Annotated in this window: 18 protein-coding genes and 1 tRNA gene; 2 read left to right on the top strand and 17 right to left on the bottom strand. The window is 59.8% G+C overall.

The window, feature by feature from the left end; genetic code table 11:
* Window positions 1-23 precede the first annotated feature (23 nt).
* Window positions 24-800, top strand: a complete 777-nt coding sequence (locus tag ACZ5DH_RS15060) for a ParA family protein (protein ID WP_464255050.1) — start codon at window positions 24-26, stop codon at window positions 798-800.
* Complete coding sequence (locus tag ACZ5DH_RS15055) at window positions 790-1,074, top strand: hypothetical protein (RefSeq protein ID WP_464255049.1); 285 nt, start codon at window positions 790-792, stop codon at window positions 1,072-1,074. The genes ACZ5DH_RS15060 and ACZ5DH_RS15055 overlap by 11 nt, the downstream gene beginning before the upstream one ends.
* Here the strand turns inward: ACZ5DH_RS15055 and ACZ5DH_RS15050 are convergent.
* The 17 genes from ACZ5DH_RS15050 to ACZ5DH_RS14970 all read right to left on the bottom strand — a co-directional run bounded on the left by ACZ5DH_RS15050 (window position 1,042) and on the right by ACZ5DH_RS14970 (window position 19,890).
* Window positions 1,042-1,482 carry a hypothetical protein gene (locus ACZ5DH_RS15050; protein ID WP_464255048.1) on the bottom strand — a complete coding sequence of 147 codons (441 nt, stop codon included), beginning with the start codon at window positions 1,480-1,482 and terminating at the stop codon, window positions 1,042-1,044. The genes ACZ5DH_RS15055 and ACZ5DH_RS15050 overlap by 33 nt on opposite strands.
* A gap of 2 nt (window positions 1,483-1,484) precedes the next feature.
* Window positions 1,485-3,551: a DotA/TraY family protein gene (locus tag ACZ5DH_RS15045; protein ID WP_464255047.1), complete on the bottom strand. Its 2,067-nt coding sequence runs from the start codon at window positions 3,549-3,551 to the stop codon at window positions 1,485-1,487.
* A gap of 50 nt (window positions 3,552-3,601) precedes the next feature.
* A complete protein-coding gene (locus ACZ5DH_RS15040; RefSeq protein ID WP_464255046.1) occupies window positions 3,602-4,702 on the bottom strand; it encodes a hypothetical protein in 1,101 nt (366 codons plus the stop codon).
* Window positions 4,699-7,707, bottom strand: coding sequence for a hypothetical protein (locus ACZ5DH_RS15035; protein WP_464255045.1), 3,009 nt, complete (start codon window positions 7,705-7,707; stop codon window positions 4,699-4,701). The genes ACZ5DH_RS15040 and ACZ5DH_RS15035 overlap by 4 nt, the downstream gene beginning before the upstream one ends.
* Entirely contained in the window at window positions 7,704-8,444 is a 741-nt protein-coding gene (locus ACZ5DH_RS15030) for a DotI/IcmL/TraM family protein (RefSeq protein ID WP_464255044.1), read from the bottom strand. Before ACZ5DH_RS15030 ends, ACZ5DH_RS15035 begins: the two co-directional genes overlap by 4 nt.
* Window positions 8,445-8,459: 15 nt before the next feature.
* Window positions 8,460-8,858 carry a hypothetical protein gene (locus tag ACZ5DH_RS15025; RefSeq protein WP_464255043.1) on the bottom strand — a complete coding sequence of 133 codons (399 nt, stop codon included), beginning with the start codon at window positions 8,856-8,858 and terminating at the stop codon, window positions 8,460-8,462.
* 13 nt (window positions 8,859-8,871) lie between these two features.
* On the bottom strand, window positions 8,872-9,378 hold the full coding sequence (locus ACZ5DH_RS15020) for a hypothetical protein (RefSeq protein ID WP_464255042.1): 507 nt from the start codon (window positions 9,376-9,378) through the stop codon (window positions 8,872-8,874).
* Between the two features lie 3 nt (window positions 9,379-9,381).
* Window positions 9,382-10,509: a DotG/IcmE/VirB10 family type IV secretion system protein gene (locus ACZ5DH_RS15015; protein ID WP_464255041.1), complete on the bottom strand. Its 1,128-nt coding sequence runs from the start codon at window positions 10,507-10,509 to the stop codon at window positions 9,382-9,384.
* On the bottom strand, window positions 10,506-11,603 hold the full coding sequence (locus ACZ5DH_RS15010; RefSeq protein WP_464255040.1) for a DotH/IcmK family type IV secretion protein: 1,098 nt from the start codon (window positions 11,601-11,603) through the stop codon (window positions 10,506-10,508). The genes ACZ5DH_RS15015 and ACZ5DH_RS15010 overlap by 4 nt, the downstream gene beginning before the upstream one ends.
* 22 nt (window positions 11,604-11,625) lie before the next feature.
* Window positions 11,626-12,819, bottom strand: coding sequence for a helix-turn-helix domain-containing protein (locus ACZ5DH_RS15005; protein ID WP_464255039.1), 1,194 nt, complete (start codon window positions 12,817-12,819; stop codon window positions 11,626-11,628).
* Between the two features lie 652 nt (window positions 12,820-13,471).
* Window positions 13,472-13,558: transfer RNA gene (locus tag ACZ5DH_RS15000), tRNA-Leu, on the bottom strand.
* 767 nt (window positions 13,559-14,325) lie between these two features.
* The gene (locus tag ACZ5DH_RS14995; protein ID WP_464255038.1) at window positions 14,326-15,045 is read right to left on the bottom strand and encodes a flagellar basal body L-ring protein FlgH; all 720 of its coding nucleotides are present in this window, start codon (window positions 15,043-15,045) and stop codon (window positions 14,326-14,328) included.
* Window positions 15,046-15,095: 50 nt separating this feature from the next.
* Complete coding sequence (gene flgA, locus ACZ5DH_RS14990) at window positions 15,096-16,361, bottom strand: flagellar basal body P-ring formation chaperone FlgA (RefSeq protein WP_464255037.1); 1,266 nt, start codon at window positions 16,359-16,361, stop codon at window positions 15,096-15,098.
* A 14-nt stretch (window positions 16,362-16,375) separates the two neighbouring features.
* A complete protein-coding gene (flgG, locus tag ACZ5DH_RS14985) occupies window positions 16,376-17,161 on the bottom strand; it encodes a flagellar basal-body rod protein FlgG (protein WP_464255036.1) in 786 nt (261 codons plus the stop codon).
* Between the two features lie 183 nt (window positions 17,162-17,344).
* The gene (locus ACZ5DH_RS14980; RefSeq protein WP_464255035.1) at window positions 17,345-18,142 is read right to left on the bottom strand and encodes a flagellar hook-basal body protein; all 798 of its coding nucleotides are present in this window, start codon (window positions 18,140-18,142) and stop codon (window positions 17,345-17,347) included.
* Between the two features lie 182 nt (window positions 18,143-18,324).
* A complete protein-coding gene (locus tag ACZ5DH_RS14975) occupies window positions 18,325-19,149 on the bottom strand; it encodes a nitroreductase family protein (RefSeq protein ID WP_464255034.1) in 825 nt (274 codons plus the stop codon).
* Window positions 19,150-19,251: 102 nt separating this feature from the next.
* Window positions 19,252-19,890, bottom strand: coding sequence for a protein phosphatase CheZ (locus ACZ5DH_RS14970; protein WP_464255033.1), 639 nt, complete (start codon window positions 19,888-19,890; stop codon window positions 19,252-19,254).
* Window positions 19,891-19,921: the final 31 nt, after the last annotated feature.

Raw genomic sequence — 19,921 nt, 5'->3', positions numbered from 1 at the left:
GACTGCATCACCAAGGAGAACCTATGCGCAGCATTGTCATCGCCAACAAAAAGGGCGGCGTGGGTAAAACCACCACGGCGCAAAATCTGGCAGCGGCCCTTGCCAGCCACGGCAAGAAGGTGCTGGCCGTGGACATGGACGCCCAGGCCAACCTGACCCGCGCCTGGGGCGTGGCCCATGACGGCAAAAGCGTTCTGGATGTACTCAGGGGCAAGGCCGCATGGCAGGACATAGCCGTGCCGGTGGAAAATGGCCGGGGCTGTGTCTTGCTTGCGCCCGCCAGCCGCCAGCTTGCGGCCATGCCGGAGGTTTTTGCCCAGGAGATTGGCAAGGAGCTTTTGCTGAAGGAGGCTTTGGAGACGGTGCAAGACACTTTCGACGTGGCCATCATCGACAGCCCGCCGTCTTTGGACTTGCTGGCCATCAACACCTATGCGGCGGCAGACGCCGTGCTCATTCCGGTGCAGTGTGAGTTCCACTCGCTGGAAGGGCTTGCTCTCATGCAGGACGATCTGGAGCGGGTACGCCGCCGTCTCAACCCGAATTTGACGGTGCTCGGCATTGTCCCCACCTTTGTTGATCGCAGAAAACGCCTGTGCCGTGACGTGCTGGACGTGCTCACCGAAAAACACGCGGCTGACCTTACCCAGAGCGTCATCCGCGACAACGTGACCCTGGCCGAAGCGCCCAGCCACGGCCAAAGCATATTTGCCTATGATGCCAAGTCGTATGGGGCGCAGGACTATGCCGCCCTTGGAGCAGAAGTAATAACCAGACTGGAGGCCCGTTATGGCGCGTAAGAAAGGCGGTTTGGGGCAAGCGGCCCCGGTGGAACCCCAGGAAGACTTGCTCGACACTGTGTTCGGAGCACCAAAGCCCAAAGCCGAGACAGACACAGCCCCGCCCGCCCCAGCGGGCAAAGGCGCAGGCAAAGAAAACCGCGTAGGCAAATATTTTCTCATCGACCGTGAGCTTGCCAAAGCCATGAAGCTCTTTGCCGTGCAGAATGACATGAAGGAAATCGCCGTCATTGAAGCCTCCCTACGCGCCTTTCTGAGCAAGGCCGACAAGTGAGTACAGCCAGCGGGTAAAAGACAGAAAGCGGCAGCGGGAAAGAACGGACAGCCGCCAGCAGGTTGTGAGCACTCCAAAGCCGCAGGGCAGCGCGATCAGCATCAGGGTCAGCCAGGCGGCATTGCTTCTGTTGACCAGCACGGCAACGGCGCAAACCAGCACCGGCAGGGCGAAGATCAGAAGCCGCAAGCGCAGTTCCCGCAGTACAGCAGGAATGTGCGCGGCGTCTTCAATGCCCCAGGCCCGGAGCACCTGTGCAAAGTCGTGTTCCAGGGCGCTCTGTTCCGCCGCTTCCCGGTGAGCCTTGAAATGTTGCAGCCGCTTTCGCAGGTCGCCGCGCAACGCCGCCAAATGGGAGCTTGTGGGTGCAATCCGCGCCCGCAACGCTTCTTTCGCGTTCTCAAACATGCCTAACTCCTGAAATTGTGCTCAGACAGGTTGTCATTCCGGCCTGAAGTTCCGGCATTGCCGCCTCGAATGGTACTGCGCAGGCCCTTCGCGCCTTCAGCTCCAGACGAAACCGCGCTGGTGGAACCCACAAACACGCCCTTGACCCCGCTCTGGTCTTCCTTCTCACCCAGCGAATGGAACTGCTGGCCGATCCAGTTGGTCACATGCTCCGGCAGGTAGTGGATCAGCGAAAAGAACTTGTTGGCGGTCATGATGACCACGATGCCCAGGATCACGAGCATGGAGATGGTGCCGGTGAGGCCGATGACCTTGCTCTGCGAGGTTCCGGCGATGAACATTTCAAAGCTCGCGCCGATAAGCCGCCCCAGCACGTTCATGAGGATGACGGCGCAGAAGAACCCGGCCACCATGAGCGGCGGGCGGATGATGATGCCGAGCAAAAGCAGATAGCCCCGCCTGCCGTGCTGCCCGGCTGCTCCTTCGCCTTCGGGCAGAGCATGGGCGCACAGCCACAGCGGCGCGGCCACGAGGGATTCCACAATGAGGATCACCCAGCCCGCCAACGCGGAAATCCAGCGGATAAAGGGAATGGCAGGAAGATAGTAGGCCAGCGCAAGGCCATAGAGCAGCAGCGGCAGAAATACGGAAAACAGCACAAAAGCTATGTATTTATCCAGATTGGGCACGGCCTTGCCGATAATGGGAATGGCCTTGCCCATAGCATGGGCCACGTCCAGACCACCCAGCGCAGCAGCCAGCCCCCAGGCCGAGCCGATGAGGTAATCCCCCACGTTGGATACAGCCATAATGGGGTCATTGCTGGAGAGCTTTTCCACCGCAATGGGCAGGATGTTGGCGCTCACCAGATTGTTGAGCGTGGCGCGAATCCAGTTGCCGACTTCACTCAGCGTCCGGTTTTCGTCCGTCACCGCAGGATAGGCCGTTGTGTCCGAGATGCCGCGCCGCGTGGAATAGGCCGTCTTGATATAGTTGGCCACCCGCTCCTTCACAGCCTCGTAATCCTGCAAGCCAAAATTCATGGCATAGAGTTCGGAGGCAGTGTATTCACGCGGCGAATAAGAAATGCCGGAATACATGGCCTCGCGCACTTCCTGATTGATCCAGGCGATAGACCAGTACGAAGACCCGGCAATGAACCAGCCGTATTGCTTGGAAATATCCTGAAAATCTTGCAGCTTGTTTTTGAGTTGCCCTTGCTTGGCGTAGCTTTGCAGGGACGACAGGATGGTGGCGTTGATATTGTTGGCCGCGTTGTGAAGCGCCAGCGGATCAATGGCGTCAGCCGGGGTATCGGGATTGGCAAGCTGGCTTGCCACAGAAGAAAGCGACGATACCGCCGTGCCCACGGCATTGACCTTGCCCCGGCACAGCGCATCGCCTTCATCCACGCACTCCACCGTGATGCTGCCGGTGTTGCCGTTGAAGGTGAAGCGGTATTCGCCGCCCGACTGAATCCAGTTGCCGCTGTACTTCCACTCCCCGCCCGGCGAGATGCCGAGACCCCGGCGCTCGTTCAGATAGTATTGCAGGGTCAGGGATTCCAGCGAGCCGTTGGCAATGGCCGAATACTGCGTCACGTTCTGGTCGGGAGCCTGCACGGTGATCTGCCCGCCGTGCTCCACAAAGTAGTTGGTGCCCAGCTCCCAGACAAAATTGCCCAGATTGATGGAAAAGCCGATGCAGGCCAGAATCGCCACCTGGAAAAAGCTCAAACCCTTGAATATGGGAGCCAGCGCCCCCATTGCCCCCACAAAACGCAGGGGCATCCACAACGAGCTATACCGCTTGCCGAAAGGCGTACCTTCATGGGCCGTGCCCGCCACGGCCAGTGCCAGCACCCAGATAAACAGCGCGGAAATGACCGCCAGCGCCACAATGTTGAAGGCGCTGAACAGTTGCAGCATGAGTTCCGCCGCCTGCGAACCGCCCAGCCCCTGGCCCCAGGCATCCCAGCCCTGACCAAGCAAGGTGTCCAGAAACTGTTTGCTGGCGTCACTTTTGAGCAACACTTCTGAGGTTGCGGGAATATCGGGTGAAGCGGACATAAGGGTATCCTTGGATTATATTTTTTATAGGAATATATTTTTATATATTTCTATTGCTGTGCCCCAACCATGCGGGCATACAGATCGTTGAGTTCCTGGCCTGTGGTGCCGTCCATGCGGGTCACATAGTCCAGCGCGGTGACGAAGCTCATGCGGTCAAGCAGTTCGTTGTTCTTGCGGGTGAGTTCAAGCTGAATGGCCTGCATCATCACCATTTCCCGCAGCAACCCGGCTTCCGTGGCGCTCGTCACCTGATTGAACCAGTTGGGGTTGCCAAGCCGCATCTGGCTAAGCAGCTTGAACAGCCCGGCCTCGGACATCTTGCCGTTCACAAGGCCGGGAGGCGTACCGCTGCCGCCCGCTTCCTGCCACTGGCTCTTCGCCCAGGCGGCGACATCTTCCGGCAGCGTGGGCGCGTGCGCGGCCACATGGTTGTTGAGGGTGTCCATCACTACGGTCAGCCGCCCCTCATGTATTTTGCGGGCGGCGGTATAGGTCTGACCGGAGAGGGTTGCTTTCTGCGCTTCCGTGACCACGGGCAGAGGCCGGGGATTGGCCAGAGTCTTGATGGCTTCATGGGCCTGCGAGAGCTGCTCGTCGGTAATGGTGTCTTCCAGGGGAAAGAGCGAATCCACCATCTCCTGTTCCGAGGGATGGCTTTCGTCCAGCACCCTCCCCAGATATTCCACTGGCTTGGCGTCCGGCCTGTTGGAATACTCCAACTGTTTGCCGCGCATGGCCTGATGCACCTGCCGTGAAGCCTGCGCCCCAAGCTGCACCCCGGCCCCCAGAGACGTTGCCCCGCACAGGCCGGAGGGTTGCGCCGCCTTGCCGTACAAATCCTCGGTGCGCGTGGCTTCACCCGCCGTGGCCTGACCCTTAATCATGGCGGCATTGCTCTCTTTCAGGCTGATGATGGCCCGCACGATGGTGGCGCTTTCGGTCTTGATGGTGCCGATGATGCTTTGCGCGGCCAGCAGGATTTCCGAGCGAATGGCCGCAGCTTCCGCTGTGGCATTGGCGTTCACCGTCTGGATGGTTTCCATTTTCGCCATTGTGATCATGGCGTTGATGGAGCCGCAGTCGCACCCGGCAGCCAGGGCTTGCGCGGGCAACAGCAAGAGCAGCGCAGCAAGAAGCATTGTTTTCATAACGGCCTCCCCGATTGGGCATTGGCTATTTCGTTGACGATTTCCTGAATCACGTTGACCATCACATCGTCCGCGCCCGTCTGGTCTGTGACCTGACGGCGGCGGCGCTCCACCTCAGACTTGGCCGAACCGCCAGGAAAGCGGGCCGCAAGACGGCGCAAAGCCTCTGCCGGTTCCATGCGCTTGTAGAGATGATTGCGGATGGCCACGTCTTCCGTGGTGGTGGAGAATGCCCACAGGGCTTGCCCGCCTATGGTCAGACTGAGCACCAGTTGCGATTTGCCCGCGCCGGTGCGGAACAGGGCAACCAAGTTAGAGCCAGCAGGGCCGGGTTTGCCCAAGTGACCAAGAGCGTGACAGCAGGCTCCGTTCAGGCCAAAGCGTTCGCCCATGTCGGCAATGCTTTTGTCCGTTCCGGCCCCCAGAATCACGATGGTGGTAGCCAGTTCGGTGATGATGTCGGGAATGTCGTCGATGGACTGCGTGTACAGCCCGATGGAGAGATTCCACTTGCGCGATTCCCGCGCCATTGTGGTCATGTCCGCTTCAAGCTGGCCGGAAACGGAGGTGTTTTTAGTCACGCGGTGCGCTTCGTCGTAGCAAAGACGTTTGGGGTCTTCCCGAATGGCTTCAATACGTTCGGCGTGGTAGTCCTGATAGCGTTCCGGCATGAGCTTCACGTCATCCGGCATGAGGAAAAACCGCGCCCCCAGCACATGCCGCGCCAGCATATACATGACGGCGGATTGCCGCTCCGCAGCAGGCCCGCCGCGTGTGGCCACTTCGTCAAGATCAAGGCTGACAATCTGGGCGTCACCCAAATCAAAGCGCGTGGGTTCCTTCAGCACGGCATAGGCAGTGATGGCGTCGAGAATCGAACGCCACGCCTCACGTCGGGTTTTCTCCTCGTAAGTATTGAGAATGCCCTGATTCTGGTTGATCTGCGTGGTGAGGTCGCCGAGCAGCGGCACGGCATAACGTTGCGCCTGAAGGGCTTCATGCACAAAGCCCCGGTCAAAGAGCGCGTCCACCACTTCCCACCAGGTGGGTGTGCTGTTCAGGCGTATGTCTTCGCGTTGCAACAGATCATGGAGTTCCGGCAGCACATTGGACTGATACAGTCGGGGCTGATGTTTGTCCGAGAGTTCCTCGTAGGCCAGCTCAATGGCTCGGCGCACCAGCCCCGGCACGTCCTTGTCCGGCGGCGTGTTTTCAAGAGGCGTACACAGAAGGGTCAGCAGATTGACCAGAAAGGTTGTGTGCGAAGGCAGCGGGTAACGGCAGCCCAGCGGCGTGTCAAAGGGATTGATGGCGAAGTCTTCCGTCATGCGCAGGCGGTGGTAGGCCGCCAGATGCTTTTTGTTCTCCGGCAGATTCTCCTGCAAAAGCGTAATCAGGCCGGAACTGGACGGCCCCACGTCGATAATGGAGACCCACGGCAGGCGCGAAAGCCCGGCCTGCGTCACAAAGGCAAAGTTGAGCGCGTTGAGGAACACCGACTTGCCGCCCCCCATAGGGGCAACGCCGAGGTCGATCCACGCCGCCTGCTCCGACGAGTTGGGGGCAAAGGGAAAGAGCTTGCCGTCCTGGGTGCGCAGCAGGAGCGAGCCTTCCTTCCAGGGGGAAGCCGAGCGCAGCGGCAACATGCCGATGGCATCCTGCAAGGGAGCCGCCGTCACCGGCGCGGGGCTGGACGGCATCATGGCGGGCACTGTGGCCGTGAGTCCCAGCAGCGGATCGCCCACCGCCTCGGAAACGTCCGTGGTGCCCCAGCCCTGAATGGCCTTGGTCAGTTCCGCCATGCGCCGCCGAAGCTGCATGTGGGCTTCTTTTTCCGTCTGCCCGCCTGTGGTTGACCCAATAGTTGCCCATGTGCAGTAGCAGATACGGAACTTCACACAGCACACCCCTTCCAAATCCAGGGCGGTCAGGGCTGTGACGGCATTACTGAAGCGTTTGTTGTCCGAGCTGGCAAAGGCCAGAATGGAGGACAGCAGCGGCTTCAGGCCCATATGCAGCCCGCCCGGCTCCAGCAGGAAGGAAACGCGGTACGGCATCCGCTCATCCCGCCGTGAGAGCACCCGGAAAAACTCCTGAAAGGGCTTGGGCGTCTGGGGCATGAGGGTCATGATAAGCGGCCCGAACACCCGATCCCCCACCTTGATGGCGCTGCGAGAAAGCAAATGCCCCTCACGCGGCCAGAGTTGCGTTTTGAAATCCGGGTAGATCACGTTATGGAGCATGGCGGGCGGCGCGGCATCCGGGTCAGGCAGGCGCAACGGCAAAGGATCGCCGGGAATCCGGGCCTGCCATTCTCTGCCGGTGAACTCCGGGTCAATGCACACGCGAATATCGTGCAGGGCTTCATGGGGCGTCAGCGGATACACCAGAAGTTCCGCCTGCCGAAAGGCGTCCAGTACACCGGTGACAAAGCCGTTGTGCGCGTCATGCAGCGCGGCAATGGCGGCGGAAACCTGCTGACAGCCGGGCTGCATGGGGGCTTTGCTTATGGAGGCGATGCGTTCCTTGACCGCGTTTTTGCGCAATGTCTCCGACAACACGCCGGGCCGCGTCCACAAGACCAGCCAGCAGGCTTCATGCGAGCAGTAGCGTTGCAGGGCTGTGCCCCAATTTTCCAGCAAGGGGCCGATGTGCAGGCCGAGATTCTGGGCGGTTCGCCGCGAAGGCAGCAGCATTTCACGGATACGCTCCCCACTGGCCTCCGGGTCATACTCAAAGACAATCTGTATGCTGTGGCCGGGTCGGGACAGCGTGGATTGCAGCTTTTCCGTCAGGCCATTCACGATGGTCGTGTATTCTTCCACGCCCACCTGTTTGAGCGCCCCTTCCAGCCGCAGCACGGAGAGCAGACTGCCGTCATCGGCCACCAGAGCGCCCCTGTCCACAGTCTCCAGCATACAATAACTGCCCACCGGGCCGTAAAACGTCTCGGACAGAGCGCGAATACCACGGTCAATGCCGTGTACGAGAGAATCCAACATCATGAATCCCCCCGCTTGAGCACCACTTGTTGAATGACCACCCCACGCGGCGTGAGCACGGTGGAGGCGCGAGCCACCAACACCGTGGCCATGAGGCGTTGGGTGCTTTCCACCCCCTGACTGGATTCGTAAGAAACGATGAGGGGAAACTCGACTTTCCAGGTGGCCGTGCCGCCCACCAGGCCAGATGCGGTGATGACCGGGGCGCGTGTGACCACGGCGGACACGGACAGCCGCTTTTCCTGAATCATGTCCAGAATGCCGGAGGACTTGAGCGAGGCCAGAAAGGACTTGTAGGCCGTCTCTTCAAAGTTCTCCCTGGTCTTGGAGAGCTTTTCCCGCCATTCCAGAAAATCCAGGGACACGGCGTTGCTGATGGTTTCCGTCACCCAATTCAGAAGACCCTGCTGGGGGAGCACGGGCTTATCCAGAGGAATGAGGGGTGCAAGGCGCAAGTCAGGCGTAGCCGCGAAATAGCGCGGTGTGGGCTGCTTGGCGATGAGCAGCGCAATGACGGCAATGCTGACAATGAGCACGAGCACCAGGCCCACGGCCAGTTTCATGGCCCGCTGATACTGCGAACGATACCAGCCAAGGCCCCCGATAATGGTTTCGGCGTTGTAGACAGGAGACGGGCTTTCGCCTGCCTCAGTCGCTGTATCTGTTGCTTCTGCCGCTTCCAAAGGCGGTGCAGTCTGCACCACGTCAGGTAGAGGCTTTTTCTTTTTGAAAAAATTCATCTGTCACCGCGCTGGTTAACGAAGACCGAGTTCATCAAGGCCGGTGGTCTGATCTGAGCCGAAGAGCGTGGCCGAACCGGAACCGAGAAATTCTCCGATGCCCAAAGCCAGAGCGCCGATAACCACCTTGGCGATGCCGGGGGCATAGTTGCCCGACTGGCCCGACTGCGCTTTGCTGGCCTTGTACATATCCACACAACCCCAAACCCCCATGCCCGCGCCTGCGGCAAAGCCGGTCACGGTAATGCCCTTGGCCACGCCCTTGGCGCTGTCGGCCACGTTGTGGCCAATGTCGCCAAAGGTCACAGCGGCCTGCGCCAGTTCCGGCGCAAAAAGCCATACAGCGGCGGCGCACAGGCTTGCCACGGTCATGCGCACAGGGGAAACAGAGGCAAGAGAAAACTGTGTGTTCATAAAAAACTCCTTACTATCCAATAATTTTGACAATGGTTGTCTGCACATCCCCGCCCAGCGTGGCCCCGATGCCGCGCAGGAAGGTGACGAGATTCACAGCGATGATGCCGCCGAACAGATGCACGATGCAGCGGTTGAAATTCATGGCCTGATTGGGCGTATCTCTGAGCAGACACAGCCCCCGGATGATGCCGATGACGCCCACCGTGGCGATGCCGTAAACAGCGAACTGGATGTAGACCGAACCGGGCGAGGCCGGAGGTGAATAGCTGAGAGCCTGTTCTGAGGTCTGATTGAAGACAGTCATGGACAGGGAATCCATGAACGCGGGAATGTTCAGCAAAAGAACGGCAGCCCACAGTGTCCATACGGCGGTGCTGCGGTTGAAGCGGTGTTTGTGGCTGATGCTCTGGGCAAGAGACACCATCGCAAAGCCAATACCCACGAGGTAGGCCAGCAGGATAATGACCGGCCACCACTGTTGCAGGTGCGGAATGACGGCAGCAACGTAGTTTTCCATACGTCACCTCGCCCCTTGCTGGGCCTTCACGTTGAGCACGAGAATGCCCACCGCTGTGCCGCTTTCGAGGTAAACCGTGGGAGGCCGGTCGAAATTTTTTTCAAAGATTTTCCCGGCCTTTTCCCCCACCTTGCCCGCCGCAATCCATGCCTGATCCGCAGGGCTGTAAGTGTTCCAGACCATTTGATCCGTGGCCTGGTTGTTCATGCCGCCCCCATATCCGCCATAGACCGTGCTTTGTGCGCCGCTGTACTTTTTGGCGCTGGACAGCCCTTCCAGAAAGGCAGAGGCCACCAGTCCGCCCCAGCGGCTGAAGAAATGCGTATCCACCGAAGAAGCCACCGAAGTCTCAGACGTGGCCGGATCAACGGCGTAGCCTTCAATCTGCGCGTCCGAGCCGTCCGGCAGGATGACTCTGGAGAAGGCCAGCACCAGCCGTTCCTCAAAACGCTGAAATTTGCCCAGGAGGCGGGCATTTTTGAGCTTGCCCGAAGCCACCGTGGCCATGACGGCGGACGGCACATCAGAGTTCACGCCCGTGTCGATGACGGCGTAAAGCAGGTCGCCGGGGCGCAGGGTCAACACCGTGGCAGGCACGGTTTCCCCATCAGCGGCAACGGCGGCAGGAGGAGGAAGCGGCTTGTCCTTGGAAAAATCATGCACAAAGACGACTTTCCCCTGTTCCACAGATACCGAGGACAACTTGGCATCCAGCGCCGCCAAATCCTCCATCATGCGCTTTTGCAGGGTGTTGTCCGTGCGAGGAGGCTGCACAGGAGCCACACGCGGAGGCGCGACCGGAGGCGGGGGCGGGGCTGTGTCTGCTTTCTTGGTCACAGCCGGAGTTTTTGTACCCACCGGCGTGGGTATAAAGCTCTCGCCAGCGGCAAGGGCACTGTTGGCCTTTTGCTGGTCATGGGCTTCCAGCTTTTTGTTATATTCCTCCGAACCTTCGCCGCCTGCCTGCCCTTTGACGGCATCCGTCCGGGCCGTAGCCAGCGTGGCAGAAGCCGGGGGCTTTTTCGGCGCAAACAGCATCATGGAACCCACCACGATCACAGCGGCCACAGCCAGCCCCAGGAGGGCGAACATGATGAAACGGCGTTTCTTTTCCGTGCTGGTGATGCTCATGGCTTCACCTCGCCGCTTGCCATTTTCCCTTCAGCGGATACGGCATCTTTCAGCACCAGGGTCTGCATTTTGCCGTCCACAGACAGCATGATCCGTGACGTGACCGGCGCTTCGTAGCACTTCATGTTGCCCGCGCCGTTGACCACAGCCGTCCAGGCAGGCCACACCATGCTGTGGTTCGTGCGGATATAGTGATTTGCACCGAGCTTCCAGATTTGCACCTTGTCCAATGTGGGTTCCATGCGTACCCGCACGGCCCCTGCTGGCGGCACATGATCCAGAAAGGCCAGCATGGAGGAGTTCACGGTTTCCTTGATGTCCTCAATGACCGGCACCCTGGCGCGTGGGCCATGCTGGGAAATCTGAAAGAGCACCAGGGCGTCCGCCTTGCGTTCCGGCCCGCGCACAGAGTCGGATTCCAGCCGAATGACCAGGGGGATGTCCTGTTTTTCCAGCGTGACGACGAGCGTTGTGGTGCCGTAGGCCTGCGTGGGCGTGATGTTCAGCAGGTTGCCGTCCGGCAGTTCGGGCCGCAGCACCTGGAAAAACGAAGGCCCGCCGTTGGTCACGGAGGTGATGGGCCAGGGCTGCCCCGTGGAATCATGGATCAGCAGCGAGGTGGCGATGTTGGCCGTGGTGTAGACCCTGACCGGCGAAGCCCCCGGTTCCAGCGACACCCGCGCCGTGCGCGAGGCCAAAGCAGGCGACACCGGCAACAAGGCACGTTCACGCTGATCCGACCGCTCCCGGTATTCCTGAATCTGGCTGTCATCCAGCGGCATCATCTGCCGCAGGCTTTCTTCAAACAGGCTCTGCACATCCGGCTTTTTGGTGTCCGCCTGGGACGGCACACTTGTGGTTGTGGCCGTGACCGCAGGCGGCGCAGCTTGCGCGGGCGGTACAGCCGGAGCAGTAGGAGAGGCCACAGCGGGAGGCCGCTGGGCATCCGGCTGCCCCAGGACAATGCCCTGTTGCCCGATGACAGGGGCAGGCTGTGCCGCAGGTGCGGGCGGCTGTTCCGCCGCCCAGACCGGGCATCCCCACAGCAGGACGGCCAAGGCCGGAAGCAGGCAAAAAATGAATTGTCGTTTCACTGAAATCTCCTTGGGTTGCACGTCACATGGCTCTGGCCAGCGCCGAAGGCGCGGGCTGTCGTGAAAACAGAGGATGGTGCGACAAGAGGGCACCGCAGGGCATAGGCTTGTTGGCTTGCGGCATGTTGAACGCCCCAAGCACAAAGCAAGGTTCGGGCACGGCGGGCTTCCGCCATGCCGCTTCTTCGCAGCGCCGCTTGAAGGCTTGCAGAAAGTCAGAAATCCCAAGCTGATTGTCGTCGGGCACGTCAGAAGGCATGGGCGCACGGTGTTTCTCGTGCAGGTGCATCCACAGGCCAAAAGCCATCGGCCTGATCCAGGGCTTTTCATGGAGCTGAAATTTTTCAGCAAAGGCATCAAAGAACGGGCGCAAGGCTTCGCGCTCTTTGTCCTGTGCGGATTTTCGGGCTTCTTCCTTGCGCTGCATGGCTTGGAGCGCGTCCGCAGCACGTTGCGCCGCTTCCGCTTCCTTGGCGGCGGCTGTCACAGCATCGTCCAACCACCGTTGCCCACGAAGCCAGTTGCTCATCTGCGGCACAAAGCGGCCTTGTTCGCGCTGCCAGGTTTCCGAAGCCATGAAATGCCGGATACTGGCTTCAATCCGAGCCAGAGGCGGTAGCTGCCCCTCACGCTGGAGGTGCAGCCATGCAGAACGGGCAAGCCCCTTGGCCTCTTTGCGCGGGTAAAGCTCCCAAGCCTTTTCAAAATCAGCGAGAGACACACCCCCCAACGCTGAACGCGGAGGCGAAGCGACAACTCCCGGCACCACTGGCTGCACGGGGGGTAAGGGGGGAGTATTTCTTTCTTCTTGTTTATTAAGAGTATTTATGTAGCCAGAATTTGGCTGTGGGCAGGCAATATCTGGCTGCTGACAGGTAGGCTTTACCTCATGACGGACAGGTGCCGCTGTTTCTCGGCAGGACACGTTCAACGCTTCCGGCTGCAACAGATAATAGACCGATGAACGGTACTGCTCACGGCGCACGTCGATGAGCTTTATGCCCGCCAGTTCGGCCAGATATTTTTTGACGCTGCTCACACTGCACGAAAGCCGAGCGGCCAGCGTGGCCTGCGAAGGCCAGCAATGGTCGTTGTCTGAAGCGTAGTTGCACAGCAGGGCATACATGACCTTGGCTCCAAAACTGATAGAGGTTTCCAGCACAAACTGCGGTAAAATCGGGCCGTGAATCTTCCCTCGTGGTGCAAATGTCTGCATGGTCGCGCTCTCCTCCCCCAAGCAGGGGCAGGCCGAAAAAAAGCAAAAACAAGCAGACTCGATGCACTTGACAAAGAGGAACCTTGCGGTTTAGTGTCATCTCACTGCAAAGAGAGATTTCACTCTGCTGATAAGCCGATACGCGCCAACGTATTGGCTTTTCGCCTTTCTAGGCCTTGGCTTTCCTCAATCCATTTCCTTTGTCTGAGGTGATTGACCGAGCGGCTGGCTCGTCAGGCCGTGGGAACCACCCACGACGACCCCGCACCTGCATGACGCAAGCTCCCCTGCTGCTGTGGCACATAGCCACAAGCACACGAGCGCGAGGTTTCGCCCTTCTTCCGTGAACACGGGAGGGGGCCGAATTTTTTGTGAGGGAGCGTGTACCGTGAAAGGAGAGCGAGACTGACAAAACAAAAAAGCTCCCCCAGGGCATTCGATACGAATGACCCGGAGGAGCTTTGCAAGGGAAGGAAGGGCCGCAAGCGCGGAGAGTCTCCCCCACGGAAAGTGGGGGCAGCGGCATGTGGGTGCCCCAAGAAATTTTAACAAATTTCCAGGGGTGGGGGCATAGTGGGGGAGAATAGCTGTGGGGGAAAAAGAAAAGCGGGTCAGAAGAAAGACTTTTTCTTCTAACCCGTTGTTTTTCTTATGGTGCCGAAGGGGAGACTCGAACTCCCACTCCCTTGCGAGAACTAGACCCTGAACCTAGCGTGTCTACCAATTCCACCACTTCGGCGCGAAGATTGATTTACCCGAACGGGCCGTGCTTGGCAAGCTTTTTTTGCCCACCAGTCAAAAAAATTATGGTGTTGCGGATGAGTACACAATGCCTGACCGGGAATATCCCTGCACGCATTGCAGGCGACAATGCAGCCGCAGGCTTGCTCTGCTGGTGTACCGGGGGTCTGCCCGCAGGCGACAACTCTACGGCAAACTTGCTCTGCCGGTGTGCCGGGCCTGTCTGTGTCGGCCGCTGCAGAGCGGTGGCATCAAATAACTTCAACCCTGTTGCAGGCCCCTGACTCGCCTGTCCCTGCCCTGCTCCGCTCCGCTCTGCCCCAAAACACGGCAGCCTCTTCAGGGTGGACAGGCAGCAGGAGCACGCGGAAGACAGCCCGTGACAGACGAGGGGGGCACGCGGGCTGACCCGAAATATTGTCGTTTATGAACAAGCAGCGCCAGAGCAATCCAACATTGAAATGCGCTGGCGCTGTGTGTGCAGGCGTTGGCTGTAAAGGCGTAAGCACCGTGGCAGGCGGGCCGCAAACCTTGAGATGGTGTGCTGCTGGAAAGCGCTCTCCCTGAAACATTCGTTTCAGATCAGAAAACACTTCGTAATGCAATAAATCATAATAAAGGTTTTAGGGGGAGGGGCGTGGGGGAGGAGACCCTTTTACAAAAGGGTCCCTTCCCCACAAAGCACTTCAATGTGGCGCGGTTCTGCCGGAGCGCCCAGCGCTCATGCCCCTCCCCCACAAGGCATTTCAAAGTGCCACGCTACGGCTAGAAGGGCCAGACGTTGTCCATAAGCCGCGTGAACCAGCCAGGCTTCTGCTTGTCGGCCAGTACGCCGCGGCCGTAGTATTCAATGCTGGCATCGGCGATCTGGGTTGAAAGCACGCTGTTGTCCGCGCTCACGTCCTTGGTGCGAACCATGCCACGCACCACCATATACTCTGTTTCTTCGTTGACGCGGATTTCACGCGCGCCTTCGATCTGCAGCAGGCCGCCTGGCAGTACCCGGATGACGCGAGCCGCCAGTGAGGTAGTGACGTAGTTTTCGCGCTTGGTTTTACCCGTGGCCGAGAGGTCGCTGGCCGATGTCGAGGACAAGGCCGGAATGCCCACCTTGCTGGTGGGGCCTACCCCCAGAAAGGGAATAAAACCATTTGAAGTCTGCCCGAAGAGCGCGCCCACCTGATAATCGTTTGCGCCGTTCTTTTTCGCCGTGGTTTCAGCCTTGTTCTGGGCCTTGGTGTTTTCCACCAGTTTGACCACAACGATATCCCCTACCCTGCGCGCGCGGCTGTCGGAAAAAAGCGTATCCTGCTCACTGGCCGCAAAAAGCGAGCCGGGGTTGTTGGCCGCGTTGGTTTCCTGCCTGTATTCCTGCGGATCGACAACAGGCGGTTGCAAGGCCGGATGTTTGCGCGGCCCGCCGCCGCAGGCGGCGCACAGCGCAAAAACCAGCGCCAGAACGGGTATGACATGACGTGCCTGCATATGCTCCTCTCCTTCGTAACCGCGCCTTGCCGTCAGTGCGGCCGCAACGCCTAGTGTATCTCCACGGTATTGCCGTTTTTGACAATGCCGAAGACCTGTTTTTTGGTTTGCAAGTTTCGCAGCGGAATGGTCGCGCCGGGTTCGCCGTCGCCCAGAGCCTGCGCTTGCGTGGTGATGCGCAGATTGCCTCTGGAAAATATGAGTGTGACGACATCCCCGCGTTTGACCATAAGCTGATTGGCCAGATCGCTTTGCAGGATTGTGTCTCCGGCATTGATGGCGCGGGCCAACTGCCAGGGGCCGCCGTGCCCGTCCCAGGGCAGGTCGCGCAACTGCCCGGCGTTGACGCGCATAAAGGTGACGCTTTGGGCTGTCAGGGCGTCGCCCTTGTTCATAGACTGGGCCGCCGTGGGCACGGTAAGCCACAAGGCCAGCGAGGCTGTGCCCGCCACCCGCCGCAGAACCGTACCGTCCGCCTCCTGCACGGCAAAACGCAAGGGCACGCGCCCAGGAGCCAGCTTGCCCGGCTCGAGCTGTACACGCTGCTGGCTGTGGGCAAGAAAAATGTATTCCGGCAGACGGAAATCCGTAAGCTCGGCCTCTCCCGGCATGGCCGCCAACTGGGGAGTCAGGCTTTTGACGACATAGTTGCGCAAATCGTCTTCCCTGAAGACCAGCCCGCCTCGCTGGATCACGAGAGACGTGGGCAAAATGCACCGCCCGGCCACATCGGGTCCCAGGGCCTGCCGTAAGGCCTGCGACAAGCGGGAGCGGTTGATTTGCAGAGGCTTGCCCTCTTCTGGCGGCGCTTCCCACAGGGGGGTGGCGCGCAAAGCGCCCCACTGCGCCTGATCCATGTGCCCGATGGGCACGGCTATATCTCCCAGCAGCACCATGCTGGTGCCGGTCACGGCGGCGGAGACGATCTTGAGCCGCCAGTCGCCCTGCCCCAGCATGTTCAGCTGCCCTTCCTGAGCCAGGGGCACAGCGTTGGCGGCCAGCTGAGAACCGGTCTTGGCGGCCCTGGCGTCCTGGGCTTCGGGGCTCAGGGGCATTTGCCCGGCGCGAACCTGTGGCTGCCGCAGCTGGGTTTTCACCTGTGCGGGCGAACGCCTGTGATTGCGGTCATTATCCTGCCATACAGCCTGCGGCACGCCGCCCGCCGCCAGCACAGGCCCGGCCCGCCACAGGCAGGCCAGCGTCAGCGCCAGCAAAAACACGGACACGGCAAACCAGGCCAGCCTGACGAGCCGCGCTTTGCGCCCCGCTCCGGCCGCATCCGTTGCTGTGGATATATGTACCGCCAGTAATTTCATGATGCTGCTACCGCCTAGCTGCGCTTGAGCTGCACCGCGATGCCAAGCATGGAGTCGGACGTCTGGATGGACTTGGAGTTGACCTCATAGGCGCGCTGGCCAACAATCATGTTGACCATTTCGTCCACCACTTCCACGTTGGACATTTCCAGAAAGCCCTGTGCCAGCGTGCCAACGTTGTCCGTGCCGGGCACGCCTTCCACCGCATCGCCCGAAGCCTGCGTGGGCGTGAAGAGGTTACGCCCGCGCGCGTCAAGGCCAGCGGAGTTGATGAAGGTATACAGCGGAATTTCCGCCCCCGCGATTTCCTGCCCCTGGGCGTCGAGCGCGGCAATATGCCCGGACGAAGAGATGGAAATATTCTTGGTTTCCGCGGGCACGGCAAATTCCGGCTGCAGGATGTAGCCATTGGCCGTCACCACCGTGCCGTCCTGATTGAGCTTGAAGGAACCGGCGCGGGTGTACATGAGCTCGCCGTTCACATCCACCTGAAAAAAGCCGTCGCCTTCAATGGCCACGTCCAGCGTGTTGCCGGTATTCTGAAAGTCGCCCTGAGTGAAGAACTTGTGCACGGCCGTGGGGCGCGTGCCCATGCCCACCTGGATGCCCACCGGCAAACGGTTGTCGCCCTCGGTTATGGACCCGGCCATGCGCATGGTCTGGTACATGAGGTCTTCAAATTCGGCGCGGCTCTTCTTGAAGCCCGTCGTGTTGACGTTGGCCAGGTTGTTGGAAATGACGTCGATATTGAGTTGCTGTGCCACCATGCCGGTGGCTCCAGTCCAAAGGGAACGCATCATGGAAAACTCTCCTTGTTTCAGCCTTCGCTGTCAGCCCTTGAGCAGACTACCTTTGCGAATATGCATTCTCAAAATTTACGGCACGCCCGTTACGACGCTTGCCAGCGCGGATGAACCACGCATGCGTCTTCACGGCGAGCGTCTGCTCACGCAGCCGTAAGAGCTCTTTCAGAATAAACATGCCTAACCCTGTCGGCGGCCCACTTTTTCCGTGGCCGCGCGGTCCAGCGTATCCGAGGTCTGCATGACCTTCTGGTACGCTTCAAACTGACGCTGCACCTCAATCATATTCACCATCTCGGGCACCACCTCGACATTGGCGGCCTCTGTAAAGCCTTGTTCAATGCGGCTTCCATCGAGGTAGGCGTCGCCTTCGGCCACCTGCACGTTGGGGCGCGGGCGGTAAAGATTGTTGCCCATTTTTTCAAGATTCTGCGGATTATCCACATTGACCAGAGCAACCTGCCCAATCACATCGCCATCGGCGATTACCTGTCCGTCGCCACTGACCTGAATGTGGCGCGTACCTGCCGGGATAGTGATGTTGCCGCCGCCCTGGCCCTGTAGCGGATAGCCCTGCGGCGTCATTATGGTGCCGTCTTCAGACAGCACGAAGGCTCCGTTGCGCGTCAAAAATTGTCCTGTTGGCGTGGCCACGCGGAAAAAGGCGTTTTCCCCGTTGATGGCCATATCCAGAGGGTTGCCCGAATACTGCATGGACCCCTGGGCGAAATCTATCTTTGACACCGCCAGCCGCACCCTTGAGGCATTGAGCGGCTCGGGAAACAGGGGGTCTGACTTGAGGTTCAGGAGCGGCTCGCGGATTTCGTCAAAGGCATAGCTGATCATGGTGTCCTTGAACGCCACGGTGTCGCGTTTGTAGCCGCGCGTATTGGCATTCGCCAAATTATTGGCGACAAAATTCATGCGGTGCTCGGTAGTAAGTGCGGCAAAAAGTCCGCTAAACATGCCAGCTTGCATGTGCTTCTCCTTGGTTGGCAGACGCGCTGAAGCGGGTGCGCGGCCATCTTTTCCCCGGACCCGGTGGTCCGTGCCAGAATCATTGCAAAGTACGGGCCAAAAAATAGCCCCCCGCACAGGCGGGAGGCTGCAAGCGTGATCCGGGCTGGAATACGTTGGCGCGTCAGATCGGGCCAGGCCGCCTACTTCCAGGTGACATCAGGCTGTTTGCGTACGGGGCTTACCCTGACCTTGAAAAGCGGATAGCCCATCATCTGCGCGGCGTAAGCCATTTCATCCGGCCCAATGCCGAGAAAGTCCCGCACAGGCTGCGCCGTCGGGTGTTCCAAGGCCGTGCAGATGTAGCCGCCCCAACAGCAGCCTATGCCCTGCGCGTGGGCCAGCAGTTCAAGATAGGTGGCGGCAATGGCGGAATCCGTCCGTCCCCAGTGCCACTGGGGAGCAACCACCACCGTCAGGTGCGGAGCCGTGCGGGTGATGACGTCAACTCCCCTATCCCAAGCGCGCACAAGACCGCTGGCATGCATGCCTTCACTCAGGGTGGAATCGACCTGCGGCAAAAGGCGCATCCAGTCCACCACCAGCTCCGCCAGCCTTACCACCTGCTCGCGTGATTCAAGCACGATCCAGCGCAGGTTCTGGACATTTTTGGCCGTTGGGGCAAAACGGGCCGCCGCCAGCAAACGCTCAAACTGCTCCCTGGGGATATTCCTGTTTTTAAAATTACGGATAGACCTGCGAGACACCGCAAGCTCTTCAACCTGCTCCGCCGTGGGCATGTGCCCGGGGCGCAGGAGCCGACAGTCCTTGCGATCAAGACCGGGCGCCGCGCAGGCCTGGGTGGGACAAAAGGCCATACACTGGCCGCAGCCGATGCAATAGGCGGCCTTGTGTTTATCCATGGTGGGATACGAGCCCACCGCAGCATCAATAATATGCACCGGGCAAACCAGGGCACAGATGCCGTCCTTGCGGCACAGATCGTGATCAACAGTAAATACGTTCATGGCTTTCTCCTCTGGGTGAACGGTCGCTCGTGCCGTGCCCGTGTAAGCAAAAGGCCTCCCGCATTCACAAGAGGCCTTAAAAAATGCTGCGAAACAGGCGTGTCACATGCCAAGCTGACTGAGCATATCGTCAATGGCGCTCTGCGACACGCCATTTGCGTCGGGGCCTTTGAGACCATCGGCTTTCTTGCGGTGCTGGCGAAAATCCTCCACAGCTTTACGGGCCTCGGTCTGCAGGGATTCCGTATCCTTGTTCGGGTCTTTTTCCGCCCCTTCCATGATGAGGCCCGAAGAAATATACAGTTCCACCACGGTGTTTTCGATCTTGTTCAGCGCCGCCACCACCCGCTTGATGCGCTGCCCCGTGATGTCCTGAAAGCTCAGGGCCGTCAGTAGGCCGGTGAGATCGTCGCCAAGCAGGGAGTTATTGCTTTCGAGCCGCGAAATCTGCCCCTGCGACGCTCTGCCCTCGCGCACCGCCGCCAGGAGTTCAGTATTCTGCGCCTGCAAGTCAAGATGTCGTTCCACAACTTCCATAATTGACATGGTGGCGCTTTCCGTGGCTTTGAGCACTTCAGCCAGTTGGGCGGTGGCTTCATGAAAAAGCGCATCCGTGTCGGCGTCGGTCAGAGGCTTGTTCTGCGAGGCTGTTGAAATCTGCTGGTAGATGTCCTTGAGCCCTTGCCGCATGTCCGCGCTCAACTGCCTGTACACGGCGGGTTCGGCCTTTTTGTCGCTCATGCGTGTACCTTTGCGCCTGGGGCGCTGTTGG

It is taken from the genome of Desulfovibrio simplex, from assembly GCF_055387835.1.
This window is presented reverse-complemented; position numbering and strand designations above follow the sequence as displayed.